The organism is Candidatus Poriferisodalis sp., from assembly GCF_965208555.1.
GTDB lineage: Bacteria > Actinomycetota > Acidimicrobiia > Acidimicrobiales > Poriferisodalaceae > Poriferisodalis.
The window spans coordinates 2134986-2150248 of the sequence record NZ_OZ242342.1 but is presented as its reverse complement, the minus strand read 5'-3'; the positions used below and the strand labels follow the sequence as shown (position 1 = coordinate 2150248).

15 protein-coding genes are annotated in these 15263 nt (G+C 68.3%); 9 read left to right on the top strand and 6 right to left on the bottom strand.

Annotated elements, in window-relative coordinates; all coding sequences use genetic code 11:
- Positions 1 to 33: 33 nt before the first annotated feature.
- The 3 genes from ACOGXE_RS10025 to ACOGXE_RS10015 all read left to right on the top strand — a co-directional run bounded on the left by ACOGXE_RS10025 (position 34) and on the right by ACOGXE_RS10015 (position 3806).
- Positions 34 to 885 carry a sugar phosphate isomerase/epimerase family protein gene (locus ACOGXE_RS10025; RefSeq protein WP_419930772.1) on the top strand — a complete coding sequence of 284 codons (852 nt, stop codon included), beginning with the start codon at positions 34 to 36 and terminating at the stop codon, positions 883 to 885.
- Between the two features lie 65 nt (positions 886 to 950).
- Positions 951 to 2648 carry an AMP-binding protein gene (locus tag ACOGXE_RS10020; RefSeq protein ID WP_419930771.1) on the top strand — a complete coding sequence of 566 codons (1698 nt, stop codon included), beginning with the start codon at positions 951 to 953 and terminating at the stop codon, positions 2646 to 2648.
- A gap of 78 nt (positions 2649 to 2726) precedes the next feature.
- Entirely contained in the window at positions 2727 to 3806 is a 1080-nt protein-coding gene (locus tag ACOGXE_RS10015) for a phosphotransferase (RefSeq protein WP_419930770.1), read from the top strand.
- Positions 3807 to 3827: 21 nt separating this feature from the next.
- Here ACOGXE_RS10015 and ACOGXE_RS10010 read toward each other — a convergent pair whose 3' ends face one another.
- Both ACOGXE_RS10010 and ACOGXE_RS10005 read right to left on the bottom strand, forming a co-directional pair.
- A complete protein-coding gene (locus ACOGXE_RS10010; protein WP_419930769.1) occupies positions 3828 to 4652 on the bottom strand; it encodes an SDR family NAD(P)-dependent oxidoreductase in 825 nt (274 codons plus the stop codon).
- Positions 4653 to 4664: 12 nt separating this feature from the next.
- Positions 4665 to 5426: an SDR family NAD(P)-dependent oxidoreductase gene (locus ACOGXE_RS10005; protein WP_419930768.1), complete on the bottom strand. Its 762-nt coding sequence runs from the start codon at positions 5424 to 5426 to the stop codon at positions 4665 to 4667.
- Positions 5427 to 5538: 112 nt separating this feature from the next.
- Here ACOGXE_RS10005 and ACOGXE_RS10000 point away from each other — a divergent pair, with 112 nt between their 5' ends.
- Together ACOGXE_RS10000 and ACOGXE_RS09995 are read left to right on the top strand one after the other, a co-directional pair.
- Positions 5539 to 6336 carry an SDR family NAD(P)-dependent oxidoreductase gene (locus ACOGXE_RS10000; RefSeq protein WP_419930767.1) on the top strand — a complete coding sequence of 266 codons (798 nt, stop codon included), beginning with the start codon at positions 5539 to 5541 and terminating at the stop codon, positions 6334 to 6336.
- Entirely contained in the window at positions 6333 to 6863 is a 531-nt protein-coding gene (locus ACOGXE_RS09995) for a nuclear transport factor 2 family protein (RefSeq protein ID WP_419930766.1), read from the top strand. The genes ACOGXE_RS10000 and ACOGXE_RS09995 overlap by 4 nt, the downstream gene beginning before the upstream one ends.
- Positions 6864 to 6899: 36 nt before the next feature.
- Here the strand turns inward: ACOGXE_RS09995 and ACOGXE_RS09990 are convergent, their stop codons facing one another.
- Positions 6900 to 7766, bottom strand: coding sequence for an enoyl-CoA hydratase (locus tag ACOGXE_RS09990; RefSeq protein WP_419930765.1), 867 nt, complete (start codon positions 7764 to 7766; stop codon positions 6900 to 6902).
- 55 nt (positions 7767 to 7821) lie between these two features.
- Here ACOGXE_RS09990 and ACOGXE_RS09985 point away from each other — a divergent pair, with 55 nt between their 5' ends.
- The 4 genes from ACOGXE_RS09985 to ACOGXE_RS09970 all read left to right on the top strand — a co-directional run bounded on the left by ACOGXE_RS09985 (position 7822) and on the right by ACOGXE_RS09970 (position 11042).
- Complete coding sequence (locus ACOGXE_RS09985; protein ID WP_419930764.1) at positions 7822 to 8109, top strand: DUF1330 domain-containing protein; 288 nt, start codon at positions 7822 to 7824, stop codon at positions 8107 to 8109.
- 68 nt (positions 8110 to 8177) lie between these two features.
- Entirely contained in the window at positions 8178 to 9455 is a 1278-nt protein-coding gene (locus tag ACOGXE_RS09980) for an acyl-CoA dehydrogenase family protein (protein ID WP_419930763.1), read from the top strand.
- Between the two features lie 37 nt (positions 9456 to 9492).
- Positions 9493 to 10248: an SDR family NAD(P)-dependent oxidoreductase gene (locus tag ACOGXE_RS09975; RefSeq protein ID WP_419930762.1), complete on the top strand. Its 756-nt coding sequence runs from the start codon at positions 9493 to 9495 to the stop codon at positions 10246 to 10248.
- The gene (locus ACOGXE_RS09970) at positions 10245 to 11042 is read left to right on the top strand and encodes a ThuA domain-containing protein (protein ID WP_419930761.1); all 798 of its coding nucleotides are present in this window, start codon (positions 10245 to 10247) and stop codon (positions 11040 to 11042) included. The genes ACOGXE_RS09975 and ACOGXE_RS09970 overlap by 4 nt, the downstream gene beginning before the upstream one ends.
- A 20-nt stretch (positions 11043 to 11062) precedes the next feature.
- Here ACOGXE_RS09970 and ACOGXE_RS09965 read toward each other — a convergent pair whose 3' ends face one another.
- The 3 genes from ACOGXE_RS09965 to ACOGXE_RS09955 are packed head-to-tail and all read right to left on the bottom strand — an operon-like array spanning position 11063 to position 15165.
- Positions 11063 to 12436 (bottom strand): cytochrome P450, encoded by a 1374-nt coding sequence (locus ACOGXE_RS09965; RefSeq protein ID WP_419930760.1) that lies wholly within the window; start codon positions 12434 to 12436, stop codon positions 11063 to 11065.
- 15 nt (positions 12437 to 12451) lie between these two features.
- Positions 12452 to 13423 (bottom strand): TIGR03621 family F420-dependent LLM class oxidoreductase, encoded by a 972-nt coding sequence (locus tag ACOGXE_RS09960; RefSeq protein ID WP_419930759.1) that lies wholly within the window; start codon positions 13421 to 13423, stop codon positions 12452 to 12454.
- A complete protein-coding gene (locus ACOGXE_RS09955; protein WP_419930758.1) occupies positions 13420 to 15165 on the bottom strand; it encodes a PEP-utilizing enzyme in 1746 nt (581 codons plus the stop codon). The genes ACOGXE_RS09960 and ACOGXE_RS09955 overlap by 4 nt, the downstream gene beginning before the upstream one ends.
- Positions 15166 to 15263 lie beyond the last annotated feature (98 nt).

Sequence of the window (15263 nt, the reverse complement as noted above, 5' to 3'; positions counted from 1 at the left end):
GACAGTATCCGCGGTACACGCGAGACTTGAGAGGTGAACCGCAACGCGCGTGACCTGGGCCCTGACGATCTCGTCTGGGATCACTTCAGCCGTCCCCGGTTCGACGACGTCCCGGCACGGATCCGGGCCGCGGCCGACGCCGGCTTCGCTGCGATCGGGCTGTACCTGGGGGCGTGGGAACGACTTCGGACCGATGCGAGCGAGGTGGAGCGAATCGAGCAGGCACTCGCTGAGACCGGATTGGTGATCGCCAACATCGAGGTTGTGCGGGGCTGGGCCAGCCCCGACCGCGCCGACGAGGCATGCACGTCGCAGGAAGCGCTGGCGTTCGAGATGGCGGACCGGTTCGGCTGCCGGTACCTGCAGGCCATCGGCAACTACACCGGCTCGATCGCCCAGGCCGCGACGGGATTCGCCTCGCTGTGCGACCGGGCCGCCGGCCACGGCCTGCTGGTGGGCCTGGAATGGGTTCCCTCCCTCACCAACATCGAGAACGCCGCCGTCGCCGACGCGATCGTCGGCGAGGCCGACCGGCCCAACGGCGGCTTCTGCTTCGATGCCTGGCACCTCACCCGCTCCACCAACGATCTCGACGACCTGCGCCGGCTCGACGGAGCGAAGATCTTCGCGACGCAGTTCAACGACGGGACGATCCTGCCCCAGCATCCCGACTACCTCGAGGACTGCCTGACGAATCGTGTCCCGCCGGGCCGCGGGGAGTTCGCGCTGGAAGAGATGATCCGCATCCTCGACCGTCTCGGCTCGATCGCACCGATCGGCCTCGAAGTGTGCTCGCAGCAGCTGTGGGAGGGCTCCGTCGCCGCAGCCGCACAGTCGGCCGCTGACGGGATGCGGTCGGTGCTGAGCCAAGCCCGCCCCTGCTGAACGGGACGCTCTCGGCGCGGACCGCTAGTTTCCTCGCCAGATGGCCTGCGGCCGGGGGGACTGACGTGAGCGACGACGACGCACGGGCGCAGCACGGCGAACACCGCTGGATCAACGTGACGACCCTCGGAGACCTGATCGGCCAGCGGGCCGAGGCCCACCCCGAGCGTGAAGCACTGGTCATCGGGACCGACCGCCGCACCTACGGCGAGCTCGACGAATTGTCCGATCACTACGCCAGAGGTCTCGTCGCGCTCGGCGTCGGCCAGGGCGACCGTGTGGGTTACTTCTTCCACGAGTGCGTTCACTCCGTCGGCGTTCTGCTGGGTGCCGCCAAGATCGGTGCAGTCACGGTGCCCCTGAACGCCCGCTTCAAGTCCTACGAGCTGTCGCAGGTGGTCGTCCACAGCGGCATGAAGGTGCTGCTGACCACGCGCCCGCCCGCAGGCGCCGACTTCGTCGAACTGCTCAATGAGACGCTGCCGGAACTGGCATCGGCCACGGCGGGCTCACTGAGCCTGGTCGACGCCCCCGAACTCGCCGCTGTCGTCGTGCTCTCCGAGGATGGCGCACCTGGCTTCGTCGACCAGGCAGGGTTCGATGCCGGCGCCGCACGCGTCACTGGCTCCGAAGTGCGGCGACGGCAGGCGTCGGTGCGCGTGCGTGACACGGCAGTGATCATGTACACGTCGGGCACGACGGCCGCTCCGAAGGGCGCCATGCTCAGCCATGAGGCGTTCTGCCGCTTCGCCGACGCATCGCTGGTCGGCCGCATGCGCGTCGGCGGCGATGCCCGCGTCTGGACGGCGCTGCCCATGTTCCACATCGGCGGGGTGGGCTTCGCACTCGGAACGCTCTACACCGGCGGAACCTATGTCCACGTGGGCTTCTTCGACCCCGCATTCGCGCTGCAGCAGATTCGTGACGAAGCCTGCAACGTGGCGCTGCCTGGCTTCGAGACCATCTGGCTGCCGGTCATCGGGCATCCGAACCGGGCCGACGGCGATCTCGACTCCCTCGAAGTGCTGATGTGCGTGGGAGTGGAGCAGCGGCTGCGGCAGATCCAGGAATCGACGCCCAACGCGACCATGGTGAGCTGCTTCGGCCAGACAGAGGCCTGCGCCTTCCTCACCCTCGGCGACCTCGACGATCCGCTGGACATGCGCGTCACCACCGGCGGCTTCCCGCTGCCGGGCATGGACTGCGAGATCCGCGACCCTGACACCGGCGAGCCCTTGGAGCTCCCCGGCACCGGAGAGCTGTGGTACCGCGGGCCGCAGGCATTCGACGGGTACTTCCGCGACCCCGAGCTGACCGAGGCGTCGTTCGACGACCGGCGTTTCTTCCGCACCGGTGACGTCGTCCGGATGGACGCGCAGGGACGGGTCACCTTCGACAGCCGCGTGAAGGACATGCTGAAGGTGGGCGGGGAGAACGTGTCGGCCGCGGAAGTCGAGGGCTACCTGCTGACGCATCCCGCCGTGGAGATCGCGCAGGTCGTCGCAGCGCCCGACGAGAAGTACGTCGAGGTGCCTGCGGCCTTCATCCAGCTCAAGGCAGGCGCGACGGCCACCGAGCAGGAGCTCATCGATTTCGCCCGCGGCAAGATCGCCACCTACCGGGTGCCGCGCTATGTGCGCTTCGTGGAGGAATGGCCGATGTCGGGCACCAAGGTCAAGAAGTTCGTGCTCCGCGAGCAGATCGCGAAGGAACTGGCAGACCGGGGAATCACGACTGCGCCGAGAATCACTTCGTCGGCATGATCACCGGACAGCCGCCGGGCCTTGCGCCACCCGGAGGCTGGAGACTGCATCCCGCGGCGCCGATCTGGGAGGGAACCCGTGGAACTGCCGGCAACGCCCGCTGACATCAGCGTCGAGTGGCTGAATGACGCCGTAGGCGGCAACGGGAGTGCCGTCAGCGGTGGCCGAGCCATCGTGGGGGTCGCCGCCACCGACATCGGGGACGGCACTGGCATCTTCGGCGAGATCGCGCGCTTGTCGCTGACGCTCGACGACGGCACCGCCACCTCGCTGGTGGCCAAGATGCCCTGCACCGAGCCGGCGAACCTCCACGTCGCCCAGATGCTGGGCATCTACGAGCGCGAGATGAACATGTTCGAACATGTGCTGGACCGCTCGCCGATGCACGCACCGGCGTGCCGGCTGGTGGCGCGCGGCGACGACGGTCATTTCGTCCTGCTGCTCGAAGACATGAGCACCGACTGGGACGTGGGCGACCAGATCATCGGCGCCACGATCACCCAGGCCGAACAGGTCGTCGATGCGCTGGCCGACTTTCATGCTCACTGGTGGCAGAGCCCCGACCTCGACGACATGACCTGGCTGCCGAAGCCGAACGCGCCGCAGTACACCGCCGTGGTGCCCGGCCTCTACCGGGCAGGGCTCGGTGGCCTGCAATCGGACTGGGCAGATCGCGTGCCGGCGCAGTCGATCGATGTGGCGCTGGCGCTCGACCCCCGCTTCGAGGAGCTCCTCGAGCGCACGGCCGCCGGCCCGACCACGCTGATCCACACCGACACCCGTCTCGACAACATCTTCTTCGCCAAAGACGGCGGCGGAGAGGTCGCCTTCATCGATTTCCAGTTGGCGCTCGCCGGGCGCGGCGTCGCCGATGTCGCCTATCTGGTCGGCACCAGCGTGCCCCACGCCAGCGCTGTGGAGCATTGGGAGGCGCTGCTGCGTCGCTGGCACGCAGGAATCACCGACCACGGCGTCGACTACGCCTTCGACGACGCGCTGCGGGCCTACCGGGAAGCGGCGCTGTACTACCTGTCAGGCGCCATGGCGCTCATCGGCACCTTCGACACCGGCAACGAGCGAGGCGCCAAGTGGGCCGAGGCGTACGCGACGCGCATCTTGAACCACGTCGTCGACATCGAGGCATCGGTGGTGCTGTAGCCGCGGCACCAGCCGCGCCCGTCAATACGGCAGCGTGCCGCCGTCCACCGGGAACATGCAGCCGGTCATGTTGCGGGCTGCGTCGGAGGCAAGGTGCACCGCCACCGCCGCGACTTCCTCGACAGTGTTGAGGCGCTTGATGGCCGATTCCTGTGCGAACGCGTCCAGCAGTGCCTCGTAGCTGCCGAGGCCCATCGCCTCCGCGCTGGCCGGACCGGTGGCGCGCACGATGTCGGTCTCGATCAGCCCCGGCAGGATCGCGTTGACCGTGATGCCCAGCGTGCCCACCTCGGCCGCAGCAGCTTTCACCAGGCCATTCACCGCGTGCTTGGTGGCGGCGTATCCCGGGATGCCGGGCTTGCCCAGCTTGCCTTCCACCGACGACGTGACGATCACGCGGCCGGACTGGCGCGGCACCATGTGCTGCAAGGCGCGGCGCATCCCCCAGAACACGTGATTCAAGTTCCAGTCGACTTCGAGGTTCCACTCCTCGTCGCTCATCTGGAACACCGGTGCGGTCTGCTGCACTCCCCCGCTGTTCAGGCAGCAGATGTCGAGCTGCCCGAATCTCTCGATGGCGAAGTCGACCAGCCCCTCGACGGTGTCCTGAAGAGCGGCATCCCCGGCGAAGAAGGCGACATCGGCCTCGGTGACACCCAGAGCGCTGCACATCTCGTCGATGGCTCGCTGACCCTTGGTGGTGTCGCGCCCGTTGACGACCACCTGAGCACCGCTGGCCAAGAACGCCTCGGCCATGCCGCGCCCGATGCTGCGGGTGCCGCCGGTGATGCAGGCCACACGCCCCGCCAGCTTGCCTGACCCGTTGGTTGAACCGTCTGCTGCCATGGCTCTGACCCCCTAGTACGGCGCCGTGCCGCCGTCGATGGAGATCAGCGAGCCGCTGATCCCGCCTCCTGCTTCGGACGCCAGCAGCACGCAGACCTCGGCGACATCTTCGACCTCGTTGAGTCGCTTGATCGCCGACTCCTGCGCGAACTGATCGAGCAGCTGCTCGTAGGTGAGACCCATGGCCTCGGCGGCCGGCGGCCCCTCGACGGCCATGATGTCGGTCTCGATGGCGCCGGGGCACACAGCGTTGACGGTGATGCCGAGCGGCCCCACCTCTTGCGCACACGATTTCACCAAGCCGTTGATGGCGTGCTTCGCCGCCACGTAGATGGAGATGCCGGGCTTGCCGACCTTGCCCTCGACCGATGACATGGCGATGATGCGCCCGCTGCCCTGGGGGACCATGTGGGCCAGCGCTGCCCTCATCGTCCAGAAGGTGTGCCAGAAGTTCCAGTCCAGCGAGTCGGCCATGGCCTCATCGGTGAGATCCGCCACCGGGGCGTGCCCGCTGGCGCCGCCCGCGTTGGCGAACAGGATGTCGATCTTGCCGAACCGGTCGACGGTGCCGTTGACGACGGCCTCGCAGTCGGCCCGCTGCTTCACATCGCCGGCGATGAAATGGACCCGGTCGCCGGCGCCCATCTCCGAGTCCATCTCTTCCACCGCACGTGCGCCCTTTTCCGGGCTGCGGCCGTTGACCACCACGCTTGCGCCCTCGCGCACGAATGCCTCGGCCGTTGCACGCCCGATGCCGCGCGTCCCGCCGGTCACGCATGCAACCAATCCACTGAGTTCGCCCATCAGCCCCCGCCCGTTCGGCTCCGGGGGATTGTAGGTGCCCGCCGACAGGCGAGCGCTCGCGCACTGCCCCTACTCTGTGCGCGTGGACGCATCCATCGGCTCGCTGCTGAGCCTGGACGGCAGGGTCGCACTGGTGACCGGCGGGGCGACCGGCATCGGCGAGGGCATCGCCCGCACGCTGAGCGCCGCAGGGGCGTCGGTGACCATCGGGGACATCGACGAGGCTGGTGCGGCCCGGGTCGCAGCCGAGATCGGCGGCGACGCCGTGCGGCTCGACGTCACCGACCCTGCTCAAGCTGACGAGACGGTGCGCGCCATCGACGGGCTGGACCTGCTGGTGAACAACGCCGGCACCTATCGCGAGGCGGGCAGCATCCTGGACCAGCCCACCGAGAGCTGGCAGCGCTCGATCGATGTCAACCTCGCCGGGCTGTTTCACTGCTCCAAGCCGGCAGCCACGTCGATGGTCGAGGGCGGGCGGACCGGCACCATCGTCGTCATTGCCTCGGTGGACGGCCTGCTGCCGTGCCTGGGCACCGGCTACGACTCGGCCAAGGCTGCAGCGATCCAGTTCGCCCGCAGCCTCGCTGTCGACCTGGCACCCCACGGCATCCGGGTGAACGCCGTCAGCCCCGGGCACGTACCGGTGCCGACGCTGGCCAGGATGCGCTCGGGCGAGCTGCCGCCGCTGTGGCCGCAGGACCCGTCGGTCAGCGGCCTCATGGGACCGCTGATGACCCAGCGGTCGTCGAACATCCCGCTCGGCCGGTCGGCCGAGGTGGCAGAGATCGCCAACGCCGTGCTCTTCCTGTCGAGCACTGCGTCCAGCTACGTCACCGGCCAGAACCTCGCAGTCGACGGAGGATGGACACTCGTATGAGCGGCACGCTTCCCCGCGCAGTTCGCCCCGGCGACGGGCCGGCCGTGAGCGACCCGTTCCCGCCGGCGGATCTCGGCAGCGCTGACCGGGCAGCCATCGTCCAGCTCACCGTCGACTACTGCTGGGCGCTGGACACCCGTGACTGGGAGGTGCTGCGCCGGGTCTTCACCCCCGACGCGGTGACCGACCTGGGGCTGGGCGGCCAGCACGGCGTCGACGAGATCATTGCCCGCGTGTCGGGGGCACTCACCCCGCTCGACGACAGCCAGCATTTCGTGGGCAACCACCAGATCGTCATCGAGGGCGACACGGCCCGGGGCCGCTGCTACTTGCGCGCCCAGCACGTGCGCAAGATGCCTGACGGCGGCGACGTGTTCGAGATCGGCGGCCGGTACGAGGATCGTTACGTCCGCACCGCGGAGGGCTGGCGCATCTGCGAGCGCACGGTCATCCCGATGTGGCGTTCCGGCAACGTCGAGGTGGTGATGCCGCCCGGACGGGTCTCGGGCGGCAACAGCGACGTCTGACGCCCCGCGGCGGGCTTCGCCTGCCGGCTCAGCCTCCTAGCGGCCGGCGCTGGCGTCGGCCCGGATGACCTCCGCGCCGGTGGGATCCACCAGCATCCCGTGCACCCACTGATTGTGCGCGTGACCGACGTGCTGCAGGCCGAATGCCTGCTGCAACGCCTGCGGGAAGCCCATCGCATCGACTGACTGGTTCACCGACATCTTGGCCAGCTTCAGTCCCATGGAGGGCCGCGAGGCGATGCGCACCGCGAGGTCGAGCGTGGCCTGCGACAGTTCGTCGCGGGGCACGACCCGGTTCACCATGCCGACATCGCGTGCTTCGGCAGCCGACATGGACTCGCCGGTGAACAGCAGCTCCTTGGCTCGGCGGGCGCCCAGCTCGAATGCATGCGCGAAGTACTCGACGCCGTTCACGCCGAACGCCACGACAGGATCGGAGAAGGTGGCGTCCTCGCTGGCCACGACGAGATCGCACGGCCACACCAGCATCAGCCCGCCCGCGATCACCTTGCCCTGCACCTGCGCGATCGTCGGCTTCGGGACATCACGCCACCGGGCGCAGAAGCCCATGTAGATCTCCTGCTCGGTCGACATCCAGCCCTCGGCCCCGGGCTTGTCGAAGCCCGCCACCGGTCCGACGGTGTCGAAGCTCTCGAACGACGACCGGTCGCGCAGGTCATGCCCGGAGGAGAAGTGCTTGCCGTTCGCCCCGAGAATGATGACCTTCACCTCGTCATCTGCGGCGGCGACCCCGAACGCATCGGTCAGCTCGTACAGCATCAGCTTGTCCTGCGCGTTGGCCGCCTCGGGACGGTTCAGCATGATGCGAGCCACACCGTCAGCCGGCATCTCGTAGGTGATCCGCTCGTAGCCGTTCGGCGAGGTGGGGGGCGTTTCGCTCATGGGCTCACCGTAGCCAGCACCGGCGACACGCCGCACGGCCTGCTAGACCGGGCGGATGCCTGCATACCTGATTGCGAACTACGACGTTGTCGACCCCGACAAGTACAAGGAGTACCAGCGCGGAGCGGCGCCGATCATGGCGGGCGGCGGCAAACTGCTCGTGCTCGACCCAGCGTCGGTCGTCAAGGAAGGCGACGCCGGGGCGCAGACGGTTGTCATCGAATATCCCACCATGGAGGCCGCTCGGGCGGCATACGAGTCGGACGACTACCAGGCCGTCGTGGGCATCCGCTTGGGAGCGACCACCAACGGCCGCGCCGTGCTCGCCGACGGCATGGGCTGAGCCGGCCAGCCTGACTGGCAGGACGGGCCCGCTCGAACGGCTCGAACGCCACAGTCGAAGCAGATCGCATGACCCAGCCCACTGTTGAGGAGTTCACGGCGCAGGCCGCCGACTGGCTCCGCCGGCACGCCGACCCGAAACCCGCTGCAGCGACACCGAACGGCAACACCGACCAGATCGCCTGGGGCGAGGGCTCCTTCAGCGTGTCGGTGTTCCACGACATGAGCTTTGACGAGGAGTCCGACCTGCTCGAACGGCTGCGCAGCTGGAACCAGCTCAAGGCCACGCAGGGCTACCACGCCGTGAGATGGCCCGTCGCCCAGGGCGGGCTCGGACTGAGCGCAGCGCACGCACGGGCGTACAGCCGCCTCGAGCGCGAGTTCGAGGTGCCCGACAGCCATGAACTGTTCAGCGTGACGGTGGGTCTGATGGCGCCTACCGTCCGCGCCTTCGGGACGCCGGAGCAGAAGGAACGATTCATCGGCGACCTGCTCCGGACCGATCTCTACTGCTGCCAGCTGTTCTCGGAGCCTGGCGCCGGCTCCGACTTGGCGTCGCTCGGCTGCCGTGCCGTCCGCGACGGCGACGAGTGGATCGTCAACGGGCAGAAGGTGTGGAGCTCCGGCGCGCAGTTCGCCGACTTCGGATTGCTCATCGCCAGGTCCGATCCCGACCAGCCCAAGCACAAGGGCATGACGGCGTTCATGCTGCCGTTCGATCTGGCCGGGGTGACGGTCCGCCCCATCAAGCAGATGAGCGGCGGAACCTCGTTCAACGAGGTGTTCTTCGACGACGTCCGGCTCGGCGACGAGCTGCGGATGGGCGACGAGGGCGAGGGCTGGAAGGTGGCGCTCACCACGCTCGGCTTCGAGCGCGACCACTCAGCCAGCGGGGGCAGCGGCGGCGGCCGGCGGCCGGGCGGATCATGGCGCCAACTGCGCTCGACGGCCGAGTTCCTGGGCGTCGCCGACCGTCCAGTGGTGCGCGACGCGATGATGCGCCTGTACCTGCACCTGCAGTCCGAAGGCCACTTGAACCGCCGAGCCGCCGACCTGGCCAGGGGCGGCACGCCCGGGCCCGAGGGCTCGCTCGGCAAGCTGAAGTGGACCGAAGGGATGCGGCTGATGTCCGAGGTGATCTCGCAGATCCTGGGGCCCCGTCTGGTGGCCGACACGGGCGAGTGGGGCACCTACGCATGGGGCGAGCACGTGCTGGGGGCGCCCGGCTACCGCATCGCCGGCGGCTCCGACGAGGTGCAGCGCAACATCATCGGCGAGCGGGTGCTCGGCTTGCACCCAGAACCACGCGTGGACCGCGGCATCCCGTGGAAGGATGTGCCTCGCTGAGGCGGCACAGCACTCAGGAAGCAAGAGGGAGACAGACATGGATCTCGGGTTGAACGGCAAGAGGGCGCTGGTGACCGGCTCCACCAAAGGCATCGGCAGGGCGGTGACCGAGACGCTGCTTGCCGAAGGCGCATCGGTGGCCATCTGCGCGCGCGATGCCGACGGTGTCGCTGCGGCGTTGGACGAGCTCTCCGCCAGCGGCACGGTCTGCGGCAGCGCCGTCGACGCGGGAGATCTCGACAGCCTGACCGCGTGGGTGAACAGCTCTGCGGAGCAGCTCGGCGGGATCGACATCTACGTGCACAACACGTCGGCCAAGCCGCAGCGCAAGCTGGAGGGCTGGATCAACAACTTCAATGTCGACCTCCAAGCGCTCGTGGGCGGCGTGGCCGCCGCGCAGGAGGCCTTGGCTGACGGCGGCGGATCGCTCATCAGCATCGGCACGACCGCGGTCGCCGAGCACTTCGCGACCGGGTCGAGCAGCTATTCCGCATTCAAGGCAGCCGTCACCAACTGGACCTTGGGCCAGGCACAGGTGCTCGGTGCCCAAGGCATCCGCTGCAACGTCGTGCAGCCCGGCCCGATCTTCATCGAGGGCGGCGACTGGAACATGATCAAGGACCACATGGCCGACTTCTTCACCGCCACGCAGAAGTCGCACCCGCGTGGCGAACTGGGCACGGCGCAAGATGTCGCCAACGCGGTGGTGTTCCTGGCCTCGGATGCCGCGAAGCACATCAACGGCGCGAATCTCACCGTCGACGGCGGCTTCACCAAGCGAGTCAACTATTGAGTCCCGACGGCGACCAGCGTGACGGCGCGGGCAGCGATCCGCCTGCACGCATCGACGCGCACCTCGTAGCCGGCGGCAAGTACCACGACATCGATTTCGCCCGGGCCGAGCTGCTAGGGCTGCTCGCCGAGCACCCTCACGTCCGGGTGACCGTCTGGCCCGACTACGAGGCCGCGGATGCCATCTGCGAGGGTGCATTCCTGGTCAGCTACACCTGCGACGTGCGGCCGTCTGCCGGGGCGCAAGAGACGATCGCCGACTGGGTGCGCGGCGGCGGGCGCTGGGTTGCGCTGCATGGCACGAACGCTGCGCTTGATCTCGGCCGCCCCAACGGCGTGGAATCGCCGCGGGTGTTCCCGACCTGGGCGCACACGCTGGGCAGCCAGTTCATCGCGCATCCGCCGATACAGCCCTACCCGGTCGAGATTGCCGACCCAGCTCATTGGCTGGTCGCGGATATCGAGCCCTTCGACACCGACGACGAGCTGTACTTGATGGAGTACCACGACCGCGACGCACTGCAGCCCCTGCTGCAGACGCGCTGGCAGGGCGACGCACGCGGCTTTGCCGAGTCCGACTGGACCGACAGCGACGAGACGCACCTGATTCAGTATCTGAGGCCGCTGGGGCAAGGCGCGGTGCTCTACAACACGCTCGGCCACTGCCGGGGACACTGGGACATGGCGCCGGTGCTGGCGTACTACCCCACCATCGAGCGGTGCTCGTGGACGAAGCCCCAGTACTACGAGCTGCTGCGTCGCGCGATCCGCTGGGCGCTCGGCGAGACCGTCTGAGCCCCGAGCCCGCGCGGCCCTCAGGCTGCGGTCAGGTGCACATCCAGCCGCTTGAGCCCGCGCAGCATGAAGCTGGGGTGGTACTCGAAGGTGTTGCCGGCGTCTAGCTCGAACGACGACAGCCGACGCGCAAGCTCCTCGAGGGCCACTTTGCCTTCGAGCCTCGACAGGGCCGCCCCGACGCAGAAGTGGATGCCCCGGCCGAACGCCAGGTGACTGGTGGCGCCATCGCGCTCAGGGCAGAACGACTGCGGCTCGTCGAACATCTCGGGATCACGGTTCGCGGCGGAGTACATCACCACCACCCGTGAGCCGGCGGGAATGTCGACGCCGGCAACGGTGGTGTCGTGGCGCACCACCCTGAACATGCCCTGGGTCGGGGTCGACAGGCGCAAGGTCTCCTCGACGACCGAGCGGGCCCGCTCGGGGTCGGCGCGCAACGCCTCCCACTCGGCGGGATGCTCGCCCAGCAGGCGCATCATCTCGGTGAGCATCTTGGTGGTGGTCTCGTTGCCGGCAACCAGCAGCTGCTGGATGATGCTGAGCATCTCGGCCATGGTCAGCGGTGCCTCGGATACCTCGGCATCGTCGATCCCGTCCTCGTCCCGGTCGATGCGGGCGTTGAGCAGCTTCGTCAGCAGGTCGTCCTGCGGCGACGTCTTGCGGATCTCGAGCTGGTGCGCGAAGTACTTCTGGTACTCGATCACCTCACGTTCGGCTTCGAGACGCTCGTCGATGCTGATGTTCGTGCCGATGCCGGCGATGGAGGCGTCGCTCCAGCGCTTGAAGTCGGCAAGCCGGTCATCGGGCACGTTCAACGCCTTCGCTATCACCGTGACCGGCAGCGGCACAGCGAATGCCTCCACGAAGTCGAGCCCCGGGCCGTCAGCAGATCCGTGAGCTGATTCAGTCAGCATCTCGTCGATCAGCCCGGCGGTGATGTCGCGGATCGTCGGCTCGAGATCTGCGATGACCTTCGGCGTGAACGCCTTGCTGATCAGGCGCCGGAAGCGGGTGTGCGCCGGCGGATCGGCCGTGAGCATGGTCCGCACACGCGGGTAGCCGCCTTCGGACCGGTACAGCTCGGCCATGCGTTCCGCCAGCTCAGTGCTGATGTAGCCGCTGGTGTCGAACTCCGAGGAGAACGTGTCAGTGTCGCGGACCACCTCGACCACGTCGTCATAGCGGGTGATCAGGTACAGCTCCGAGCCCGGCATGGCGGCCTCAAAGACGGGCGCCTCCTGCTGCATCTTGGCGTAGTAGGCGTGCGGGCACTGCTGCACGGCAGGGTCGAACAGGTCGAAGTCGCTGAGTTCGACGTCGGGGTCGACATTGGGGTCGACATCGGCGCCGGCAGCATCTGAGTTGCCTTCGTCAGTGAGCGTCTCGGCCATGGGAAGATCCTCCCGCTAGGTGCCCGACAGCGCTGCGACCACCGGCGCAAACGCCTCCATGTTCGCGCCGCCGACGGTCAGATAGCTGATGCCGTAGGTGTCGCGGCGCTGCTGCAGGGTCTCGCAGATCTCAGCTACCGAGCCGATGAGTGCATGCGGGTGGCGTGCCAGCTCTTCGGGTGGCATCCCGAAGGCGCCGGCCATGGCCTCCAGCGTCGGCTGCGTCGCATCGGTGACGGTCGTGAAGTAGGCGCCGATCTCGATCTCGAGATCGGCGAAGCGATCGCCGGCACCCTCGCGGACCCAGTCGATCTTGGCGGCGGTGCCTGCCGCAGTGCCCGACGCGATGCCGTGGGCGCCGATCTTGCCCGCGGAGTTGTCGAAGTTGATCGACACGATGTCGGCCATCTCGCCCGCAGTGCGCAGCACGCGCGGCGAGCCGCCGCCGATCATGATGCGCGGCCCGCCGGATTGCGGCGAGGCAGGCACAGCGGCCATGTCACGCACCTGCACGTGCTCGCCGTCGAAGTCCAGCTCCTCACCGGCGAAGAACGCCCGCGCCAATTGCACATGCTCGATCATGCGGTCGATGCGGATGCCGGGCCGGTCCATCGGCACGCCCATCGCCTCGTATTCGCTGGTCACCCAGCCCGCACCGAACCCCGGCTCGAGCCGGCCGTCGGACAGCAGGTCGATCGTGGCGAGGGACTTGGCCAGCACGACCGGCTGGTGGTAGTCGACGCACATCACCCTTGCGCCGATGAGCAAGTTCTGAGTGACCGCTGCGGCAGTGGCCATTGCCGGCAGCGCAGCCAGGTTCTGGGGCGGGTGGCTTGCGGCGGTCATCGCCGCGCCGGGACCGAGGTAGTGGTCGGCGAGGTGCAGACAGCTGTAGCCCAGATCCTCAGCGGACCGGGCCAAGTCCTTCCACTCCGCTGCCGTATCGGCGCTGAAGGCTTGGACTCCAAAGCGAAACGGCCGGCTCATTGAGGCACCTCCAACACGGTCACCTGGCCGGTGTTGCCGTCGACTTCCACCAAGGCGCCGTCGGGAATCCGCTCGGTGGCGCCCTCCACGGAGACCACGCACGGCAGGCCCAGCTCGCGGCTCACGATGATGGCGTGGCTGATCTGCCCGCCGACATTCACCACGGCCGCGCCGGCGGTCATGAACAGCGGCGTCCAGCCGGGGTCGGTGTTCGGTGCCACCATGACGTCGCCCGGTCCCAGCGCACCGGGGTCACCGGGGTCGGTGATCACCCGTGCACGTCCCGTGTACACGCCTGGACTGCCGGCCAGCCCCGCGAGCACGTCGCCCGCAGCAGCGGGTTGCACCCCCTCCTCGCCCCTGCGAGGCCACTCGCGCAGCGGAGGGACCTGCCCGTCGGCGATGATGAACGGCGGTACCAGATCGGCGAGCTGCCGCCACTGCGCATCACGTTCTGCCAGCGTGTCGCCGAACGAGGCGGGATCGGCCACGAAGTCGTCCAGCTCAGCCGAGACCAGCATGAAGATGTGGAAGGGGTCGCCGATGCTGCCGGCTTTGGCGTGGCGGCGACCCAGCTCGCGGAAGACCATCCGGCCCTCGTGCACCGTCTTGATGATGTTCGTCTTCGTGCGCTCGCGGAAGACCATGAAGTTGCCCGCCACCAGTGCCGCCTCGAACTGCCCGCTCAGCTCGTCGTTGCCGATGTCGGCCAGCTTGGCGCGCACCTCGTCCGCGAGCGCTTCGCGTTCGGCTGCGCGGACCTGCGCACGTCGCTGCGGCGACTCGTCGTCGTTTTGGTGGCGGACCCGGTCGAGCATCGCCAGCACCAGAGACGGCTTGGTCTCCCAGGTCTCTGCGCTGATCTCCCATTCGTTGGGACCGCGGCTGCCGTATTCGTGCAGGAACGCATCGAAGTCGGCGGCGAGTTCGACCGCGGCGGCGTCATCGGACGACCTCAGCCGCTGTTCGAGACCGTCAACCCCGGCGTCGAAGAGCGCCATGAGCGACGGCGCTGAGCGGATCGTGCGCGACATGTCCCACAGCGCATGGCTCGGCGCAGCGGAGTCGACATCGCCCAGCCCGGCGAGCAGTCGCATCGGGATCGTCGCGTCGCCGATGGCCTCGCCGATCACGCCGAGGATGCCGGGCGCTACACCTGACGAACTCGACGACATGTAGTGCTGGTCGAAGCCCCACACCAGGTCGGGCAGCGTCGAGCGGGCCCGCTCGATCAGCTCGGCGTCGCTGAGCGTGCTGAGGTCGGGGCGGTCGTTGCGCACCTGGTTCACGTGATCGCGGTCGTCGAGCAGATCGGGCCAGTCGGTGCGGGTCATGATCCAGCCGAGGTGGGCCATGATCGGATCGGTCAGGTGCGGCTTGGCGTCGTCGGGGTGCTCCACGTAGGGCGGCACATCGGGATGGTCGCCGAAGAACGCCGTGTCGAGCTGCTCCACTGTCACCGCCGGATTGCGCACGCCCTGCATCCGCACGTTCGAGAGGTTGATGTAGAAGTGGCCGCCGAAGAAGCCGAATATCTCGGGCAGAACGGGGTCGTACTCGTGGGGCTCGTACAGGCTGGCCCGGCAGGAGCCCTGCGCTGCCCCGTGGATGATCCCCTCGTCCCAGGTGAATTTCTGGCACAGGGGCGTCACCGGCGACGGCATGACCTCGCCGGCGTTGGCCCGCGTGTAGTGCGGCCAGCGCTCACTGGGCTTGTAGTCGGTGAACCACCGATCCTGCATTGACGCCTCCCCCGTCGCATGCTGCTGAGCGCCCACCGCGCTGCTGCGCGTGGGCACAATGCCCGGTGACCCTACTGCGGCCGGCGCGACAAGAACGC